This is a genomic window from Bacillus nitratireducens (genome assembly GCF_036320425.1).
GTDB classification, from domain to species: Bacteria; Bacillota; Bacilli; order Bacillales; family Bacillaceae_G; genus Bacillus_A; species Bacillus_A nitratireducens.
This window is the reverse complement of record NZ_JAUMJO010000021.1, coordinates 1-17,258: the sequence shown is the minus strand read 5'-3', so window position 1 is coordinate 17,258 and position 17,258 is coordinate 1. Positions and strand designations below refer to the sequence as shown.

Genomic DNA, 17,258 nt, shown 5'->3' with positions numbered 1-17,258 from the left:
GACTTTTTTACCACTTAGTTCTGTTTTGTCCGTATTCTTGTAAGTGTTCGTAATCGTTGTTCCTTCTACTTTTGTTTCATAGTCTTTCACTTTTACTTCACTTACTGTGTACTTGAACTCATTTCCTTGTTCATCGTACTTTGGTAGGTCTTTGAAGCTGAAATTCCAGTTGCCTTCTTTATCAGCTTTCACTTCTTCTGTTTTGAACTCTTTACCATTTTGAAGCAATTGAACTGTGATGCTTTCTGGGCGTGTGTTGAACTTGTTGTTGTAGTCTTCCCAGACTTTTTTACCACTTAGTTCTGTTTTGTCCGTATTCTTGTAAGTGTTCGTAATCGTTGTTCCTTCTACTTTTGTTTCATAGTCTTTCACTTTTACTTCACTTACTGTGTACTTGAACTCATTTCCTTGTTCATCGTACTTTGGTAGGTCTTTGAAGCTGAAATTCCAGTTGCCTTCTTTATCAGCTTTCACTTCTTCTGTTTTGAACTCTTTACCATTTTGAAGCAATTGAACTGTGATGCTTTCTGGGCGTTTACCAAACTTGTTGTTGTTGTCATTCCACATCTTCGTTCCTGAAACAGATGTAGTTTTCACTTTATTTGGAATATCTAGTTCGACTCCATTTTCATCATCTGATTTTATTTCAAACTCTACTTTTTTCTGAGGATCGAAATCAATATAGTCTGGAGCTGAAACCTCTTGTACATAATATTTACCTGGTGATAATTGAGGAGTTTCAACTATCCCTTTTTCATTTGTTTTATATTCGCCCCCAACTTGTTCACCAGACTCTTTATACAACTTAAACGAAACATTCGGGATTACTTTTTCTTTATTTCCTTCAATATGTTTAACAATTTTCAGCTTTCCTTTTGGAACCTTGTTACCGGTAGCACCACCGCCAGCTTCCATATTTTCGACTGGGTAACTGCCCGATTCATTAACTGGCTCTTTGTTCCAAACTTGGTAATCAATCGTATAATCATTCTTAAAAAACTCTTGCTTCTTTCCGGCTTCCGTTATAGTAGATGTATAACCAATCGAAAAGGCGGCAAGACGTGCTTTATCCTTATTAAGCACAACTTTAAATGATCTGTCACCAGTAAAGGTAATCGTTCCGTAACCTTGCTTTTCAAACTCTTGTAGCGTTAAATATCGATTACCTAGATAATTATCTACACTTATATAGAAACTATCCTTATTAAGTGTTTGACCTTCCTGTAAATTATCAGTCACAACAATATCACGACTTAACTCTTCTTTATTTAAATTTATATTCAAGAACCAACGTACTTCATTGTCCTTACCTGAGTTCATATCACCAGTTTTATAAAAAAACGGTTGCTTTCCAGGATCTGTGCCACCACCACTACTTGGACCGGTAATTGTTACAGACTGCTTATCTACAGTTGTACCGAAATTGGTTTCAATCTCTTTCTTTTGATCCGTTCCTACATTAGTAGCTTCCACGAAAAAGTTTAAATACCCTTGGATATTTTCATAGTTACTCACTTTATCATTAAATGTACATACCACAGTACCTGCTGTAACTTTACAAGTACCATAGTCATCTAATGGAAACTCTCTATCTAATCCTTTTAATTCTGGAGGCAGTGTTAATGTTAGTGTGTCTCCAGGCTTCAGACTAAGTCCATCTTTTTCACTGAAGTTTACAGTTACTTTAGTCCGTTCTGTGGTACTTAGATTTGTTTTACCAATCTGAAAACTATCCACAAGTCCTGCTGTATTTAATTCTTGCGCCTTAGCGATTGTTGGTATTAAACTTTGGGTCATAACAACCATAAAAATTAAAAAAGTTGAAAGCCATTTTTTAAAATTAATATTCATGTTTCCTCCTATTATCATTATGAAATTTTTACTCCTCGTTACAACATTCGAATAAACCTATACCCACCTCCTTAAAAATATTGCAACAATTTTTTTATATAAGCTTCTTTTTAAAAATAGAAATATTTAAAAAAAGTTTTTCCTTACCTTGTAATTAATAATATTCTAGATTATTAATTCAATATATTGAGTTAGTTAATTTTATATAATTGTATAGACAACTTCTCCCCTAAAAGAGATAACACCTCTCTAATTAATTAGAGAGGTGTTATTAGCCTATTTCTAACTATTCTAATATAAAACCAATGATATAAACTAGTTATAGTAGCAAGGGGCCTAATATTATTTATCCCTAAATTTCACATGAAGTTTTTCCAACTTCATCATTTTGATTCAACCATTTATTCTACGCTATTATAATATTATTCATTTGTAACAGTTACCAAACCGAACCGTTCGGTCCGTTTTTGTTTTTAAAATTCTTTAGTTTTACATCGCTTATAGAATTGGTTCTTATATCTCCTTTAGCTGTTTTCTCTAATGATTAACAGTTACAATCAAATCTTTTTCAATTCCATCCTTTTGATTCTATCATTTATTCTACACTATCACAACACCATTCCAACATTATTCCAACATTATTCCAACATGTTTCATTAAAATACATTTGAATTAACTATGGCTACCAATAGATACTCAGCATATAAAAGGTTATACATACATTAAAAAATTTCTTTCCACTATAATTACTTATGAAGGCTTAAATAATTTAAATTATAATGATCACAATTACACAAACAGGCCGAATAATCCGGGTATAATCATATATTCCCCTTTGTTTCTAAGTACTTTTTTATTAAACTATAAAATAATATGATTGGCATAAATATACATACCATATTATATATGAGTATCCAATGCAGAAACAAATATATTTACAAACTTATCACTTGCTTTAAATAAATATGTATATAATAATATGTAAGTAACATTTGATTCTTGTAGTATGAGTGAAACAAAAAACTTATGACTTACTTTACATTTATCACTTTAGAGTAAACTTATATAACAACAAATAATGTAAAAAATCTATTTTTAAGAGTATAGAAAAAATCCAGGATATAAAAGATTGATAATTCTGAATTTTAATTTTGAGAGGGACATTAATTATTATGGCTAAGGTAGATAAGATAAAAGAAAAAATAATTGAAAAATCTTTATATCTATTTAATACGCAAGGGATTTCCCGTACATCAATTCAAGATATAATGGATGCTACTTCTCTGCCTAAAGGTGCTATTTATCGCCGATTTAAAAGTAAAGAAGAAATTGCATTGGCTGCATTTCATAAAGGTGGAGAGATCATATGGAGACATTTTTATGAAGCTATAGAAAATAAAGAGAAAGTCATTGATAAAATCATTGCCATTTTCCTTGTATACCAAGATGCAGCCAACAACCCTCCAATACCTGGTGGGTGTCCTTTACTTAATCTTGCAATTGAAAGTACAGATGTCTTTCCTGAGTTACATAAGGCAGCAGCAAAGGGATATGATAATACAGTAATACTAATGGAGTCTCTTATTAGAGATGGAATAGAAAAAAGGGAATTTACTGATGATATAGATGTTTTATCACTTGCTTCTTTTCTTTCTTCTTCTATGCAGGGAGCTATTATGGCTAGTCGAGTATCAAAAAATAATATACACCATCATTATTTTCTAGAACAAATAAGACAACTTCTTAATTCATATTCAAAGTAAAAAGAGACACAACATATATATTTTAAAAAACACATTTAAAAATAAACCAGCTACAAGCATAGCTTTCTTGCAGCTGGTTTATTTTATGTTTATTTCATACTTTACTGATCCTCTAATTTATTCAATTATACCTTTCGTTCAGCACCTTTATATTCAATTCACCTTTGGTTCTGACTATTTTATTATTCTGTTCTTTCCCCTAAAATTCCAATATCCCCATAACTTCCTTCGTAAATAGTTTAAAATCGGTTAAATGCTTTTCAATAATTTGACGAACAATATCTAAATTTACACTTTGATAATCATGAACAGCAATATTACGAAATCCAACCATCGCCTTTAACTTATTTGCTAGCTCTGCGCTAATTAATCCTGCTGTAACCAATAAATCAAAAGCCTCTCGACTAGATTGAGGTAGTCCTAGTTTTTTCCCAGCAACAATATGCATTGCTAAATCAATACTCGCTTCACAAGCTCTTTGTATATTCAATATTATTGAATCTTGCTTTGTAAAATCCTCTAAATTTTCAGGGTCATTTCCATACACATCTTGGATTCTTTTTATACAACGCTCTATTGTAGAAATTTTATTTAAAATAACCTCATTCTTCATATATAGAACCTCTTTTCTTTATATCATCAAATACTATCTGGCGCTCCTCATTCAATTTTGAATACATTTTTAAGGTTTTCATTTCAAAAACAACCTTACGTTCTTCATCCGAACAAAATATCGTCTTTCCTGTATGTATAATCTGAGCTTGAAAAACTGTAGAAGCTTCCGATAAATCAACTAAATCAACATCTTTATGAACAATGTTAGCTAACTCCTGTGCTAATAAAAAACGTTCATAGTTCCCTAAAGTTGTGTCACTTAAATAAGCTATATCAATATCACTATCTTCTCGTTCTCTGTTCTCAGCCGTTGATCCAAACACAATTATCCAATAGGGATTCACCGTCTCTTGTAATTTTTCTATAATAGCTGTTATCATGCTTTGAAAAATCATTTAATTAATCCCCCTTAGTATACTTGAATTTTATTATAGCATAACCATTCCAAAATCCTTTAAACTACTACAAATACCTAAACAAAATTAAGGCTTTTTTTATTTAACTAAATTAAATAAAACTAGTGAATAAATACACTTAAACAAACGGGGCAGGATAGTTTAATAAGAAATTCAAAAATAATCCAACTTTATTTTATAGTTTTCTTTTTAAGTAGGTTAATTTTGAACAATAAGAAGGGCTCTTATTTACAAATGTATAAAATAAAGAAGCACTCAAAATGAGTACTTCTTTATTTTTAAACTTGTACTTGTTGTACTTGTAAAACTTTTAAAGTAAGATCTAGTACAATTTTTTCACGAAGAGTATCAAATGGCTCGTTTAATTCTGTTGGACAAGGGGAAAAGTCTAATTCGAAAAATTGAGCACTGACTAATTCGCAATATGGTTGTTCGTTATAAAAAACTGTATTTTCGAAGAAGTATTTGTCTAAACGTGGTAAATCACCATTTTTAGGATTAATAAAGTGAGAAGTAGTATCTGAGGAAGCAGCTACTATAGCTTGTGATAGAAAATCACCTGCTGTTAAATCAGCAAAACCAGAAAATGGAACATTAGCAATGCGGTCATATAGAACTCCATTACACTCGTCATTTGCATATTCAATATTTTTACGAATATATCCTTGTACAAATAATTTCGCTCTTGTAACTCGGCGGTAATTTGTACCTTCTACTGGAGTGAATGCTACAGGAACTAACTTACATTGTGTTAAAAATGCATTTTTTAACACACGTTTAATCTCAGTTGCCGGAGGATCTAATGAAATATCAGATTCTACAACAATTTGAATTGTTCTTTCTGCTAATACAACTGGTATTTTTACAATTGGTGCTCCTGGAGTAAGAATTGGTGTTGCTGCTGCATCACTTAATGGTGTTTGAGTTTGTCCGTCTACCTGACAAGGTACATTAATTGGACATTGTTCGCTCATATTATCTAATCTCCTTTTTGAAATTACTTTAGATTTTTAAAACTATTCAATGTTAATATATTCGTTTTTTTCATTTGTGTATGAGCATGTATACTAGTTTTTTAAATTTATTTATCGAAATTTATTGATGAACTACAGACAATAATCTATGATTATCAGTATTTTATTAATAGGAGATGCTCTTATGAGGTATATTCCTCTATTAGATTTCGTTATCCGTATATAAAATAAAAATAAATTTTGTGCTAATAAGATTTATAAAAAGAAATATCTGAGTTTTTTATTTTGGAGTCTTTCGATTTCTTTTATGATGAAATCAAAGGTTCTGGTGCAAAAATAAAATAAAAGAGAATAAATCGCATATATTTCTAACGGAATCGTATCTTATGCTACCAGTCCAAACAATTGATGGATGAATTTTTTCTGGTTTTGGATAGACTGGTCCCGTAAATCAATCTGTTCTTTTTTAATCATATGCATAGCTTCTACTCCAGAAAGAATGGATGTAGCTGTGTCAAAACATTTGAGCCCTAGCATAGAACGGATTCGCTTCTTTATAAAGCGATAATCTTGTTCTACTATGTTATTCAAGTACTTTTGTTGTCTAGGTTGCATACCATCAGGTATGCTTTTTTCTTTTTTCAACTGTTCAATTGCTATAGGATAAGCCTTGTTCTTATCGACTGTTATAACACGTGGCTTTGAAACATGAAAAGACCGCAAAGCTTTCTTGAAAAAGCGCTTTGCAGCCTTTTGGTCTCTTGTTTTGTTTAGGAAAAAATCAATTGTGTTTCCTTTCGAATCAACAGCACGATACAGGTACATCCATTGATCTTTTACTTTGATATATGTTTCATCGACTCTCCAAGAGTCATTTGTTTGTTTGAGGTGAAGTCGGATTCGTTTGTCCAATTCAGGACCATACTGGTGTACCCAACGCATAATCGTTGTATGAGAAATGGATAAACCCCGTTCTTCTAGCATTTCCACCAAATCACGAAAACTGAGGTTGTACCGTAGGTACCATCTTACCGTTAACAAAATAATATCAGGCTGATAATGCCTCCATTTGAATACATTTTCCTTTTTCATACCAATCACGCACCCTTTCTAAAGTAATAGTAACAGTATGTCCAAGATTTATAGATTCATTGCAGTTGTCCCTAAGTTTTTGCACCAGAACCTAAAACAGCATATGATACAACTTTAAGATCCGGTCGCCCTTGGAAAATACCTGATATAGATGCAGAATAAAAATGGAGGAGATACACTATGGCAATCCATATAACAATGAATAAAGAATTTGAAGACGAGGAAATAATTGTATATCAATATTATCCATCTGAATCACCAGAAAAAGTTGGGAAAATGTATTTTCATAAAAAAGAGGAAATGTTTTATGATTTAGAACCTGTTCCAGAAGAATCAATCGGAACAAGAAAGCATTATTTTAATTGTGCGATTTCTAGGCTAGTAATATGCCTGAGAAATGGCGGAGAATTTTTGGAAGAAATGACATACGGAGTATAGCACAACAAACGAGTTTACAAAAAAACTGGATCAAATAAAGAGCCGGTTTCTTTTTCATACTGCTACTAGGTTATTAGACGTATACATAGACTTCATTTACAGTAACATCTATCCCCTGCCAAAAAGGGTATAATTGAAACGTAGATTATTAACCTTAGCAACAACAGAGCACTGGAAAAACCTTGCTTTAAATTGGACTAAAAGAGATACTGAATACCTTATAAGAGGAGAAATTCCTAGTAAATACTTTAACATTAAGGAATGAGAGGAATATCCGCTATGAAACTATACTTTAAAGACATACATTTAGGTGATATTTCCAATGAAAATGGTGATGGCTTTTGGATGTACGGGGATATTAAATTCACCGATAATATTTCTAATTTTAAAGATTTTCTTAACAAAATGGTAGATGAAAATAATCCATCGTTAGATAATGTAAATCCATTTTTTAGGGATGAAAACAATTGGTTTATATCAAAAAATAACCAATTAGAAGGAATTGGCATACCTGCTGTTTACTTTGGTTCGAATGAAATAGAATGGCGTTGGAGATAAATAAAAAGTTTCTCGGTTGAGAGAACTTTTTTTACCTCAATTCACATAGACATAGGCTTCATTTGCATTTACATATTATGTTTAGCACTTTGTATTGTACGGATGCATTTGGTTTGAAATGGAGGTATTTATATACTAATACATAATCAAAATATTACCGAATAAAAAAAACAAATGAACAATATTATTAAAAATCTTGAAAAAGAAAATGAAGTTAAAAGAAAAAAATGATTGATGATATAATTAAACGTTACAAAACATCTGTAACCGTTTTAGAAACTAAAGAACTTTCTTCACTATCTAGATTAGAGTTCAAGATTTTTGGTGGAGTTAGAGCATATCTCAACTCTTGCAGTGATTATGATAATCCTATATTAGGTGAAATGTATAAGGTAGAACAATCTCTTCAGAATATATTAAACAATAATAAATAATATTAGACCCTCCTCGAAAAAGGATCAAGATATGTAGGAGGACAAACTGATAGAACCTTAAAGGTATGAAAATTTTTGAGTAATATGAATAAAAGCCGAATCGAAATTCTAAAAATAAAAGTAAAAAGAAACGCTAGTAGAAAAGAACTGTTAGACGAACTTTCTAATATTGTTACGATTTCTATGGACTCATTTATGGATGCAGAATCTAATGATTTATTTTGTAAAGAATTATTTAATACGCTAGAAAAAAATTCAAACATTAAAATTTTTGGTAGCACTAATTATGAAGAAAATAGAAGACTATCAATAACACTGTTAAAAGAAACAGCTAAAACTATTAAATTTCCAGTTAATCAAGGGAGACTCTTTTTCTCTAAGGGTGGTAAATTTGAAGCAGTTAAGCTGAACATTGCTGAAGTATTTGATAACTTAGAAGAGTTATCAACCATATCAAGATTTCTAACTGGGTATGCGGATTTTGTATTAGTTGGTGATGATTTAGAATTCGGCGTATGTATTGAGAGAACAGAATATCATTATGAATTCAGTATGTGGGGATTAACGAAAATCTAAATTATGAAAATAGACAAAACCACCTTTTGGATAGGTGGTTTTGTCTACTATTTCACATACACATAGGCTTCATCTGCTGTTACATAGTATGTTTTACCTTTGCTATTCTGTAACTTTATATTGTGGTGAGCCATTGACACTTACTTTCGCATCAATCATGAATCCTAATCCTATATCTACAGAGCCAGCAACATCTTTATCTTGCCAAGCAGGGTATTATTGAAACGTAGATTATTAACCTTAGCAACAACATGGTTACCTACAAAGGGACTCCACAGTAATTTCTCCTATTATATATATAAATCATGCTTAGTTAAATTGGTTTAACTTTATATGGAGCCAAAACCTCTAAAAACTTATTTTATAATTACATAAACAATCCGAATATATTTAAAACATGATATAATGATGAATTAATTACTAGTAATTAGGGGGATATACAGCATGAACTATACACATATGCCAAAAGGAATAGGAATGGTTAAGCGGACTCCATTCGCTTCAATACCGAATAAATTCATCGGTATTGGTAAGATTGTTAAAAAACAAACAAAAGTGGAGCGCCCTACATTAACTCAAGACGAACAAGAAATTATTGAAAACAAGTTACTATGTTCATTTCTTTCTGAAGAGAAGATATTGATTACTTATTATAGAGATGGTCATTTGCTCACTAGATATGTGACTGTAACTGACATAAATCCGATAAAGAATTTAATAACTTGCACTGATGCATCTTATAACAGAATTTCCCTTGAATTTATAGATATAATTGATTTGAGATAAAAAACATACTATTTATCATTTTAGCCAAGAAGACTCCTTCCTCAAGGAACGCGAAGTGAGTAGGTGGGAGATGAATTGGCTTCGGACAAGGGATGGCAGGAAGCCATCTTAATTGTTCGACATACATAAACGGTTACTTCACTACCTATCGAATGTATGTTTGTTATACAATAGACACATATCGAAATGGAGGTGAAACGAATGATGATCAATAAAGCATATAAATTTCGTATCTATCCAAATAAAGCACAAGCGACCCTAACCAATAAAACGATGATCTTGTTCCACTATATCATTGTTATATCTGATTTATTTAATATTTATACCTTCAGGCATATGCTTCTCTTTTTTCAACGCTTTAATCGCTACACGATAGGACGGATTCTTATCTACTGTTATCACGCGAGGCTTAGAAATGTACGAAAAAGCCAAGGCTTTCTTGAAACAGCGCTTGGTATAGTTTTTTCTAGGATATGGGTAGGAGTACATTATCCATTTGATGTAATTGCAAGATGTGTACATGGATTATTAATAGCATTATTTACGCAGTATGTTGTATTTAACATACGTCCTGTTACTTCATTAATTAAAAAACCTATTTTTCAAGGGAAAAACTAGCTTTACAAATATTAAAAAGAGTCGGATCTGATGAGCAATTACTAACATTCGCATTGGGTAATTAAACAGGATAATAGTCAAGTAACAGAAAAATAGTTACTCAATCTTTAATAAGTTAGTACATATTGAAAAATGCTCTCTCTATAATCGATGGGTGTTTCATTGGTTCTGACTACAGATAAAGTCCCTTCTTTAATTTGTGCATTAAAAAAATTACAGAGCATAGACTTTTACAAAAATACCTTTCATCGTACAACAAAATATCTCAATAATTTCATTGAGCAAGATCATCGACACGTGAAGCGCCGTTTCGCTCGTTCCATAGGATTTCATGTTGCTTTGGAATAAAGTTTGATTAAATTAACTTAATAAACCTTGATAAAATAGGCAAATAGAAAAAGCGTGTTTTGAAAAAAGATTGATCGAAAGACGCTTTTCTATTTTCAATTGAATCATTCTTTTATAAAAAAGTTTGATAATTCTTGTAATCCCCGCTCAATTAAAGCACCCTATTATTGAAGAAAAGCCCCCGTTACTTTAAATACATTTATTCACAAACTTTGGTGTATTTCTATAAAGAAAGGAACTGATTTAACAGTTCCCCATATAGATATTTTCCCCAATGAACAACTAGATCCAGTCCGTACTTTCATCAGCAAGTTTTTGTAGATCATTCATAAAAACACTTGCGTGATAACCATCACAAACAGCATGATGAATTTGCAATGAGACAGGTAGGAATAATTCATCATTTACTTGTGAATATTTCCCTCCAGTTATTATTGGTAAGAAAAAATCTCCACCATTATTAATATTTAAATTAAATGCTGTAAAAGAGCTCCAAGGAATCATAGATATCGGAATATTATTATCTGGTATAGGTATTTTTGGAAATAAACTACCTGTACCATTGTATTTTTCTACATCCTTTTCATATTGAGAATGAAACTCAGAAAAATTAGCGAAATTTGGTGACCAGATGCTAGAAAATGTGTGCGTCTTCTTATCAAAAATTGTATAGGAAGGGAAAATCTCTGTCCAATAACCTAAATTACCTTCAGAGTTACAACTAGTTCTAAATTCTCTGTAAGAATTAACTATTTTTGTAACCATAAAAATAAACGCAGGATATAACTTGTAATTCTTTTTCTTTAAGTTTTTCATAAGAATAGTAATATTAATTTCATTCGTAAGACTGAATGTTGTTTGTTGTTGTAAATAGTGTTCAAAGTATTCTTTTCGATACCAATTGTCACGATTAATAATATTGAATTTCAAATTCAACGCCTCCTAAAATACTTAATTTTATCTCAGGAGGCTATTTTCACTGCTTTTTTCATGACAGTCATCCTTTTTTATATACAATTTCATGCCACTATATTATCAAGTATCTCTAATTAGAGTCAACAGACGTTCTTCCATAATCTGGACCGATTGTTGAACAAAGAAATACTCTACAAAATAGTTCTTTTTATCAAACTTTTTTACAAATTATCATTCTTTATTATAAATGATCAGACTTTTTTATAAATCATCGAACTTTATTTTAAATCCACATTTCAAAATATTCGTCATGCCTCACGTACGATAAAAGGGATAGAAACGCTTTTCGGCTTATAACAAATTAGAAATAATTATTAAACGGCTACATAACTGAGTTAAAGAGGTATTAGCGACATTTTGACTAATCCATACACATCAAGCTACTAAGTCTTTTGCTTGGTACTTACAGGTTCACTGTACAAAACCAACATCTCTAGCAAGATCTCGTAAGAAATTTGGAGATAAGAAGTTCTGAATTTCTTGAGCAAATAGTTGTAATTCATCAGATACAGAAATAGACATACAAAAACGCCATCCTTTCCTATGATTCTACAGAAAGAATAGCGTTTTTTTTCATTTTAAGGAAATTTAGTTTTGTTATCTTTCCTTAACAACAAACAAGACGCCACCCAGATCACGGCGGCGCCTACAATAATTGCTATTGGTTTAATCATTAACAAATATATCTGGCCCCTTCTTCAACGCGTACGAGAAACCCGAAATAAATACAACACTAAATATAATAATAGAAGACCACATATTAAAATGATATTCTTTACCTGCAACTAAATTATATATGTTATGGACCAAGAAATTAGCACCTATAATAATTCCGCCTAACATTGAACTAATTAAAATGCTCATTAAATAAAACTTGAACTTCTGGAACATTTCCCTTCTACCCCTTTTCTAAAATAAATTTTATTTAGGTCATACCAGAAAATTGCACCATTTATTTTCCATATATTATCAAAACTGTGTTTTAATTAAGGTTATTTTAAGGAAGGCATTATCTATTCAAATGTCCATTTCGGGGTTCCACCAATATGCCCATCAAGCTAATGAAACTAGTTGCCCCAAAACAAAAAATGTATATTTTCACCTGGAGATGCCAATTTTCTCGTTTTGGGGGTACTATAAAATTTTAGCTTGATGACGATGTGGTGCTACCCCACATCCATCAACTTAAGGTTAGGAAAGGTCAGTTTCAGAAGAAACCTTCTTCTTTTTCTAAACAACCAGTATAGATTATTAGAGGTTCTGGTGCAAAGATAGAATGAAAATCAGTAAAACGCATATATTCCTAACAGAATTGTATTTTATACTACAAGTTCAAACAATTTTCTTTTTTTGATATGGTGAGTCCTTTTAACAAAAAGAGAGCAGATTATCTGCTCTCTTATGATGCCTCCTTATGTTCAGGGGAATGCTCAACACTTCCCATTCTCTTTAGTTTATTCCATCCTACCGCTACCCCTCGAATGGATGAAAATATAGATTTAATTACAACATAAGTCATAAATTGACGATAAATAAAGCGTTGTAAAATTAACCATACTAGTGGTTTAGGATTCTCTTTCTCTAATTTAAATGCAAACAGAGAAGCGAGAAGATCCATTAAAAAGAATACAAAATAAAATCCTAAAACTTTTAGCGGATTGCTACCAAATAGCCCCATAATCATTAATATATCTGCTAAAGGAGCAATAAATTGCAGAACATATTGGAATAACCACATGTTAGGCAATGCAATAAATCCTAATGTTTTATGTTTTGCATTAAACAATGCTTTTCGATGTTTCCAAAGACATTGGAGTGTACCATATGACCAACGATATCGCTGTTTAATAAGACTTTTCACATCTTCAGGTGACTCCGTATAAGCATACGCTTTTTCTTCATATACGATTCTATGCCCTTCACGTAAAAATGTAATAGTAAGATCCGTATCTTCTGCCAATGTATCTTCGCTTAAATATCCAGATTCGACTACATTCTTTTTACGCCATGCTCCAATAGCTCCAGGAACTACCGTAATACAATTTAACTCATCAAAAGCTCTGCGTTCTAAATTAAATCCTGTAATATATTCAACATGTTGCCAAGTAGTTAACAAGTTCCGTCTGTTTCCCACTTTGACATTACCTGAAACTGCTGCTACATTATGATCTTCAAAGTGTCTGATCATTAGAGAAATAGCGTCTTGCGCAATAATTGTATCCGCATCTAAAGTGACAATGATTTCTCCTGTTGATTTTTGAAATCCTAAGTTCATTGCCGATGATTTCCCGCTGTTTTCTTTCTGAATTAAACGAACTCTAGGATGTTTATAGAATGTTTCTTGAATTACTTTTGACGTATCATCTTTCGATCCGTCATCAACGACAATAACTTCAAACTCTCTATAATTACTATCCAAAATTGAGCGAATCGTCTTAGCTATAACCTTCTCTTCATTATATGCTGCTATCACAACACTAACGAAAGGTTGATAAGACGAATTAGCAAATAAACGGGATTTTGTTTTCTTTTTTTGCTTGAATGAAAAATAAATTAAAAATAGGAATCGGAAAATACCTAATCCAATAGCAATATAAAAAATAGTTGTTAATATATGCTTAGAATATCCTGCTCCTGAAAAAACAGCTTTATTGTAAAGTAAATATTGCTTATCCTCAGAAGAAACGGGAGGCATAACTTCATCTCGTTCTTTATTCATTAAATCTGCAATTGTTACAAAACTATATCCATTCTTTTTAAGGTCTTTAATAATTATCGGCAGCGCCTCTACCGTATGGGTACGATTCCCTCCTGCATCATGGAGAAGAATAACATTTCCCTCCCCCTTATAAATGGGATTAAGAGTACGCTTTACTAATTCATTTGTTGATGGAGTCGCCCAATCCTCAGGATCAACTTCTTCTGCCACCATTGTATAGTTCATATTTTGCGCACGCAAAATAGGCAGTATTTCATTTGATGAATCCGGGTTAGCATCTGCTTCATACGGTGGCCTAAATAAAACCGTAGAATGCCCAGTTATTTCTTCGATTAGGCGCTGAGTTGTATTAAGTTCCACTTTTGTACGTAGCAAAGACGTATCAGCGACGTTAGGATGCTTGAAGGTATGATTGCCAATCTCATGCCCCTCATCGTATATTCTTTTAACAATACTAGGATTTAATTGCGCATTTTCACCAAGTACAAAAAAAGCAGCTTTTATTTTATACTCTTTTAATATATCTAGAATTTCCGGTGTATATTTCGGATCTGGTCCATCATCAAATGTTAATGCTACTTGTTTGCCTTTTGGCTTTCCATATCGTTGCACTTCATATGCAGATGGCAGTGATTGATACACTTCATCTGTAAAATAACCATTTTTGTCTACTTTAAAATCTCTCAATCCATTGTGTCTCTCATTCTCAACCTGCAAAATTTCGCCTTGTCCAGAATAATTTACTTCATCTAAACTAGCGATTTTATGTAATGCATCAGGATTTTTTTGTACCTCAATAGGATTCTTTAATACTTTCCATATAGTAGGATCTTCTGCTCCTAGTCTCCATAACGCAAATCCCTTTGCATTGTTGTTCATTGCGATTTTTACTTGATTATAAAGAGTAACACCATCTAAGAACCAAGCAGTATGTTCTGTCTCTCCTGTTTTATATCGAAAATAAGGGTTTCCACTAATGTTATCCCATTGAATTTTTATATTTGAATCCTGAGCCATTGTCATAACTTCTGAGAAAGTTAAAGACTTCGCAGGTTCTTTGCTATTTACTTCCCAATCATATCCATAGTTACCGAAAGCGACTATAAGTTTCTCAGACGGAATGTCTAGTTCATTGAGCGTATGTTCAAACCATTTATTTGAAGCAATTGGTCCTGGGACCCCTGCTCCATAGTGCTCGTCATACATCATTACAATCATACGATCTATTACTTTGGCTAACGCACCATAATCAAAAGCCTTATCATTAGCAGGGACATCTTGTGTAACAAGCAAATGGTGTTTATGAAAGACCGTAGTAAGTTCTATCATGAAATTTGTTAAGTTTTCTCTATCGCTTTCAGGTATTGCCTCAAAGTCAATATTAATACCTGAAAATTGATTCTTTTCAACTTGCTTTACTAAATCGTTAATAAACGTTGTCTTTACATGATCTGGAGAACTCAATAACTTATGAATAAGTTCACTATCTGGACCAGAAGCTTCCTCTGTATAGTTAGTAAGTAAAGGCATAATTTTTACATGATTTTCTTTGGCTAACTTCACAATCTCAGGTTTTATCTCACTACTAACTGTTAAGTCTGCTTTTAAGTGATACCATTCTGGTACTAACGTGGTTAAGGAATCGATATTTTCTTTTAAAGAAGCAGTACTATTTTCATCCCAGTTTACATAAAAACCATAAACTTCTTTAGATTGTTTGCTATCGTTCGTTGAATTCGCCGAATTTTCATCGTTTTTCATTTCGGTATTAGGTTTAAATTCTTCTTTCTTTAACTGCTCGTCGCTGAGTTTTTGATTAATAGGCACAAGTTTAGTATCTTGCTTTACAGAAGGATTCATATTTGGAATTTCTGGCGTTGAAAAAATACTTCGAAAGAAAAAATAAAATACAATACTTATGCTAACTATTGAGATACATAGAAACCAACTGAAAGCTATTTTTCTTCTTCCTTTAGGATCATAAAAAACGGGTTTTGATTTATCTTTCTCTTGTTGAATTTTTTTCTCCATTATATTTTTACATACTCCTTTTCTCTTTATTCTAAGTACAAACGCAAACTATTTTAATAGATAGACCTTCTAGGGTTTTAGTGCGAAAATAGCTTAATAGGAATATAGAACCGTAATTTCCTGTTAACTTTGAGACCAAACGACTAATCCAAATATCTTATGAATGACTTCAACCTCATTTTGGCCAGATTTCACCCTTTGCCCTTTGGTGAAGTTGCCCTTTTTTCATCATATGCATGGCTTCGATACCTCTCAAAATCAAGGTAGCTGTACGAAATGATTTCAATCCTAATTGCTTTCTTCACTATACATATTCGGAGGAAATAAAAATTTTATGGGGGTCAAAAAAATATTTTTTTATGAAAATAGATAAACAATTTTTTTCAAAAATAAAAAGCTGACAATTTCATCAACTTTTTCATAGATTCATATGTAAAAATATTCGCGAGCAGTAAAACCCTCACATATCAATATTCTTTATACAGTTTCATCCCACACCGACCAAGCCGCTTCGAACATATTTCCAACTAGGTCCCAAAAATAAAAATACTTAGCTTCATTATTCCCTAGCGTTAAAATTTTTTCTACTCTTACTCTGGCTTTGAAATGAAATCACGATATTTTGAATAAAGACGCGAAGTTCTTAAGAAAGTTGCGACGTTTCTAAAAAAGATGCGATGCTTTATCCCTTCACGTAAAGAATTCTAAGTAAATTTTGATTAAACTTTTTTATAAAAACATCATATTTTGGGTTATATAAAATATGTATTGTCATTTACTTATTGGGAATTTTTCATTTAGGGTGTTTTTGCCATGCCCATCAACTTAAGAATTTTATAACACCCCCAGGATAAAAATTTCGTGTATTTTTGAAAGAAACGGCTTATTTTTTCGTTTTGGGGGTATTTGCTTTTCTTAGCTTGATGGCGATGTGGTGCTACCCCACATCCATCAACTTAAGGATTTAGACTATTTTTGAAGTTAAAAGCACGTTACTATTTTCTTATGTTAATGAGAAAGGGTGACGTGCTTTTTATGAATATGCATCAAAAACAAGAGTTATC

Annotated in this window: 13 protein-coding genes and 7 pseudogenes; 8 read left to right on the top strand and 12 right to left on the bottom strand. The window is 31.9% G+C overall.

Features of this window, described 5'->3' with window-relative positions; translation table 11 throughout:
* On the bottom strand, window positions 1-1,851 hold a 1,851-nt coding region (locus tag Q3V31_RS29950; protein ID WP_329767657.1), incomplete at its 3' end, for a Cna B-type domain-containing protein.
* A 1,172-nt stretch (window positions 1,852-3,023) separates the two neighbouring features.
* Here Q3V31_RS29950 and Q3V31_RS29945 point away from each other — a divergent pair.
* Window positions 3,024-3,614: a TetR/AcrR family transcriptional regulator gene (locus Q3V31_RS29945; RefSeq protein WP_016130718.1), complete on the top strand. Its 591-nt coding sequence runs from the start codon at window positions 3,024-3,026 to the stop codon at window positions 3,612-3,614.
* Window positions 3,615-3,813: 199 nt separating this feature from the next.
* Here Q3V31_RS29945 and hepT read toward each other — a convergent pair whose 3' ends face one another.
* The 4 genes from hepT to Q3V31_RS29925 all read right to left on the bottom strand — a co-directional run bounded on the left by hepT (window position 3,814) and on the right by Q3V31_RS29925 (window position 6,711).
* Window positions 3,814-4,227 carry a type VII toxin-antitoxin system HepT family RNase toxin gene (gene hepT, locus Q3V31_RS29940; RefSeq protein ID WP_000787539.1) on the bottom strand — a complete coding sequence of 138 codons (414 nt, stop codon included), beginning with the start codon at window positions 4,225-4,227 and terminating at the stop codon, window positions 3,814-3,816.
* Window positions 4,217-4,624, bottom strand: a complete 408-nt coding sequence (mntA, locus tag Q3V31_RS29935) for a type VII toxin-antitoxin system MntA family adenylyltransferase antitoxin (RefSeq protein WP_016130719.1) — start codon at window positions 4,622-4,624, stop codon at window positions 4,217-4,219. The genes hepT and mntA overlap by 11 nt, the downstream gene beginning before the upstream one ends.
* Window positions 4,625-4,923: 299 nt before the next feature.
* Window positions 4,924-5,619, bottom strand: coding sequence for a CsxC family protein (locus Q3V31_RS29930; protein WP_016079464.1), 696 nt, complete (start codon window positions 5,617-5,619; stop codon window positions 4,924-4,926).
* A gap of 384 nt (window positions 5,620-6,003) precedes the next feature.
* Window positions 6,004-6,711, bottom strand: coding sequence for an IS6 family transposase (locus Q3V31_RS29925; RefSeq protein WP_090814415.1), 708 nt, complete (start codon window positions 6,709-6,711; stop codon window positions 6,004-6,006).
* A 180-nt stretch (window positions 6,712-6,891) separates the two neighbouring features.
* Here Q3V31_RS29925 and Q3V31_RS29920 point away from each other — a divergent pair, with 180 nt between their 5' ends.
* From Q3V31_RS29920 to Q3V31_RS29910, 3 genes are all read left to right on the top strand, one after another.
* Window positions 6,892-7,149 carry a hypothetical protein gene (locus Q3V31_RS29920; protein WP_090814416.1) on the top strand — a complete coding sequence of 86 codons (258 nt, stop codon included), beginning with the start codon at window positions 6,892-6,894 and terminating at the stop codon, window positions 7,147-7,149.
* 279 nt (window positions 7,150-7,428) lie between these two features.
* Window positions 7,429-7,707 carry a hypothetical protein gene (locus tag Q3V31_RS29915; protein WP_090814427.1) on the top strand — a complete coding sequence of 93 codons (279 nt, stop codon included), beginning with the start codon at window positions 7,429-7,431 and terminating at the stop codon, window positions 7,705-7,707.
* Window positions 7,708-8,216: 509 nt separating this feature from the next.
* Window positions 8,217-8,717, top strand: a complete 501-nt coding sequence (locus Q3V31_RS29910; RefSeq protein WP_090814417.1) for a YxiF family protein — start codon at window positions 8,217-8,219, stop codon at window positions 8,715-8,717.
* Between the two features lie 47 nt (window positions 8,718-8,764).
* On the opposite strand, the pseudogene Q3V31_RS29905 reads toward Q3V31_RS29910, so the two are convergent.
* A pseudogene (locus tag Q3V31_RS29905) lies at window positions 8,765-8,989 on the bottom strand (N-acetylmuramoyl-L-alanine amidase); the annotation flags it as partial.
* A 172-nt stretch (window positions 8,990-9,161) separates the two neighbouring features.
* On the opposite strand from Q3V31_RS29905, the gene Q3V31_RS29900 reads away from it, so the two are divergent.
* Both Q3V31_RS29900 and Q3V31_RS29895 read left to right on the top strand, forming a co-directional pair.
* Window positions 9,162-9,503 (top strand): YolD-like family protein, encoded by a 342-nt coding sequence (locus Q3V31_RS29900; protein ID WP_090814418.1) that lies wholly within the window; start codon window positions 9,162-9,164, stop codon window positions 9,501-9,503.
* 201 nt (window positions 9,504-9,704) lie between these two features.
* Window positions 9,705-9,779: pseudogene (locus tag Q3V31_RS29895) on the top strand (helix-turn-helix domain-containing protein); the annotation flags it as partial.
* Window positions 9,780-9,815: 36 nt separating this feature from the next.
* Here the strand turns inward: Q3V31_RS29895 and Q3V31_RS29890 are convergent.
* A pseudogene (locus Q3V31_RS29890) lies at window positions 9,816-9,956 on the bottom strand (IS6 family transposase); the annotation flags it as partial.
* Here Q3V31_RS29890 and Q3V31_RS29885 point away from each other — a divergent pair.
* Both Q3V31_RS29885 and Q3V31_RS29880 read left to right on the top strand, forming a co-directional pair.
* Window positions 9,951-10,121 (top strand): annotated as a pseudogene (locus Q3V31_RS29885) (phosphatase PAP2 family protein); the annotation flags it as partial. The pseudogenes Q3V31_RS29890 and Q3V31_RS29885 sit on opposite strands and share 6 nt — an antisense overlap.
* A gap of 165 nt (window positions 10,122-10,286) precedes the next feature.
* A pseudogene (locus Q3V31_RS29880) lies at window positions 10,287-10,445 on the top strand (DDE-type integrase/transposase/recombinase); the annotation flags it as partial.
* A 306-nt stretch (window positions 10,446-10,751) separates the two neighbouring features.
* Here the strand turns inward: Q3V31_RS29880 and catA are convergent.
* From catA to Q3V31_RS31070, 5 genes and pseudogenes are all read right to left on the bottom strand, one after another.
* Window positions 10,752-11,399, bottom strand: coding sequence for a type A chloramphenicol O-acetyltransferase (gene catA / locus Q3V31_RS29875; protein ID WP_090814419.1), 648 nt, complete (start codon window positions 11,397-11,399; stop codon window positions 10,752-10,754).
* A gap of 360 nt (window positions 11,400-11,759) precedes the next feature.
* Window positions 11,760-11,966 (bottom strand): annotated as a pseudogene (locus Q3V31_RS29870) (IS4 family transposase); the annotation flags it as partial.
* Window positions 11,967-12,110: 144 nt separating this feature from the next.
* A complete protein-coding gene (locus tag Q3V31_RS29865) occupies window positions 12,111-12,335 on the bottom strand; it encodes a hypothetical protein (protein WP_000486589.1) in 225 nt (74 codons plus the stop codon).
* Window positions 12,336-12,843: 508 nt separating this feature from the next.
* Entirely contained in the window at window positions 12,844-16,194 is a 3,351-nt protein-coding gene (locus Q3V31_RS29860; RefSeq protein ID WP_090814420.1) for a trifunctional glycoside hydrolase family 18/polysaccharide deacetylase/glycosyltransferase family 2 protein, read from the bottom strand.
* Window positions 16,195-16,317: 123 nt separating this feature from the next.
* Window positions 16,318-16,495, bottom strand: a pseudogene (locus Q3V31_RS31070) (IS6 family transposase); the annotation flags it as partial.
* Window positions 16,496-17,258 lie beyond the last annotated feature (763 nt).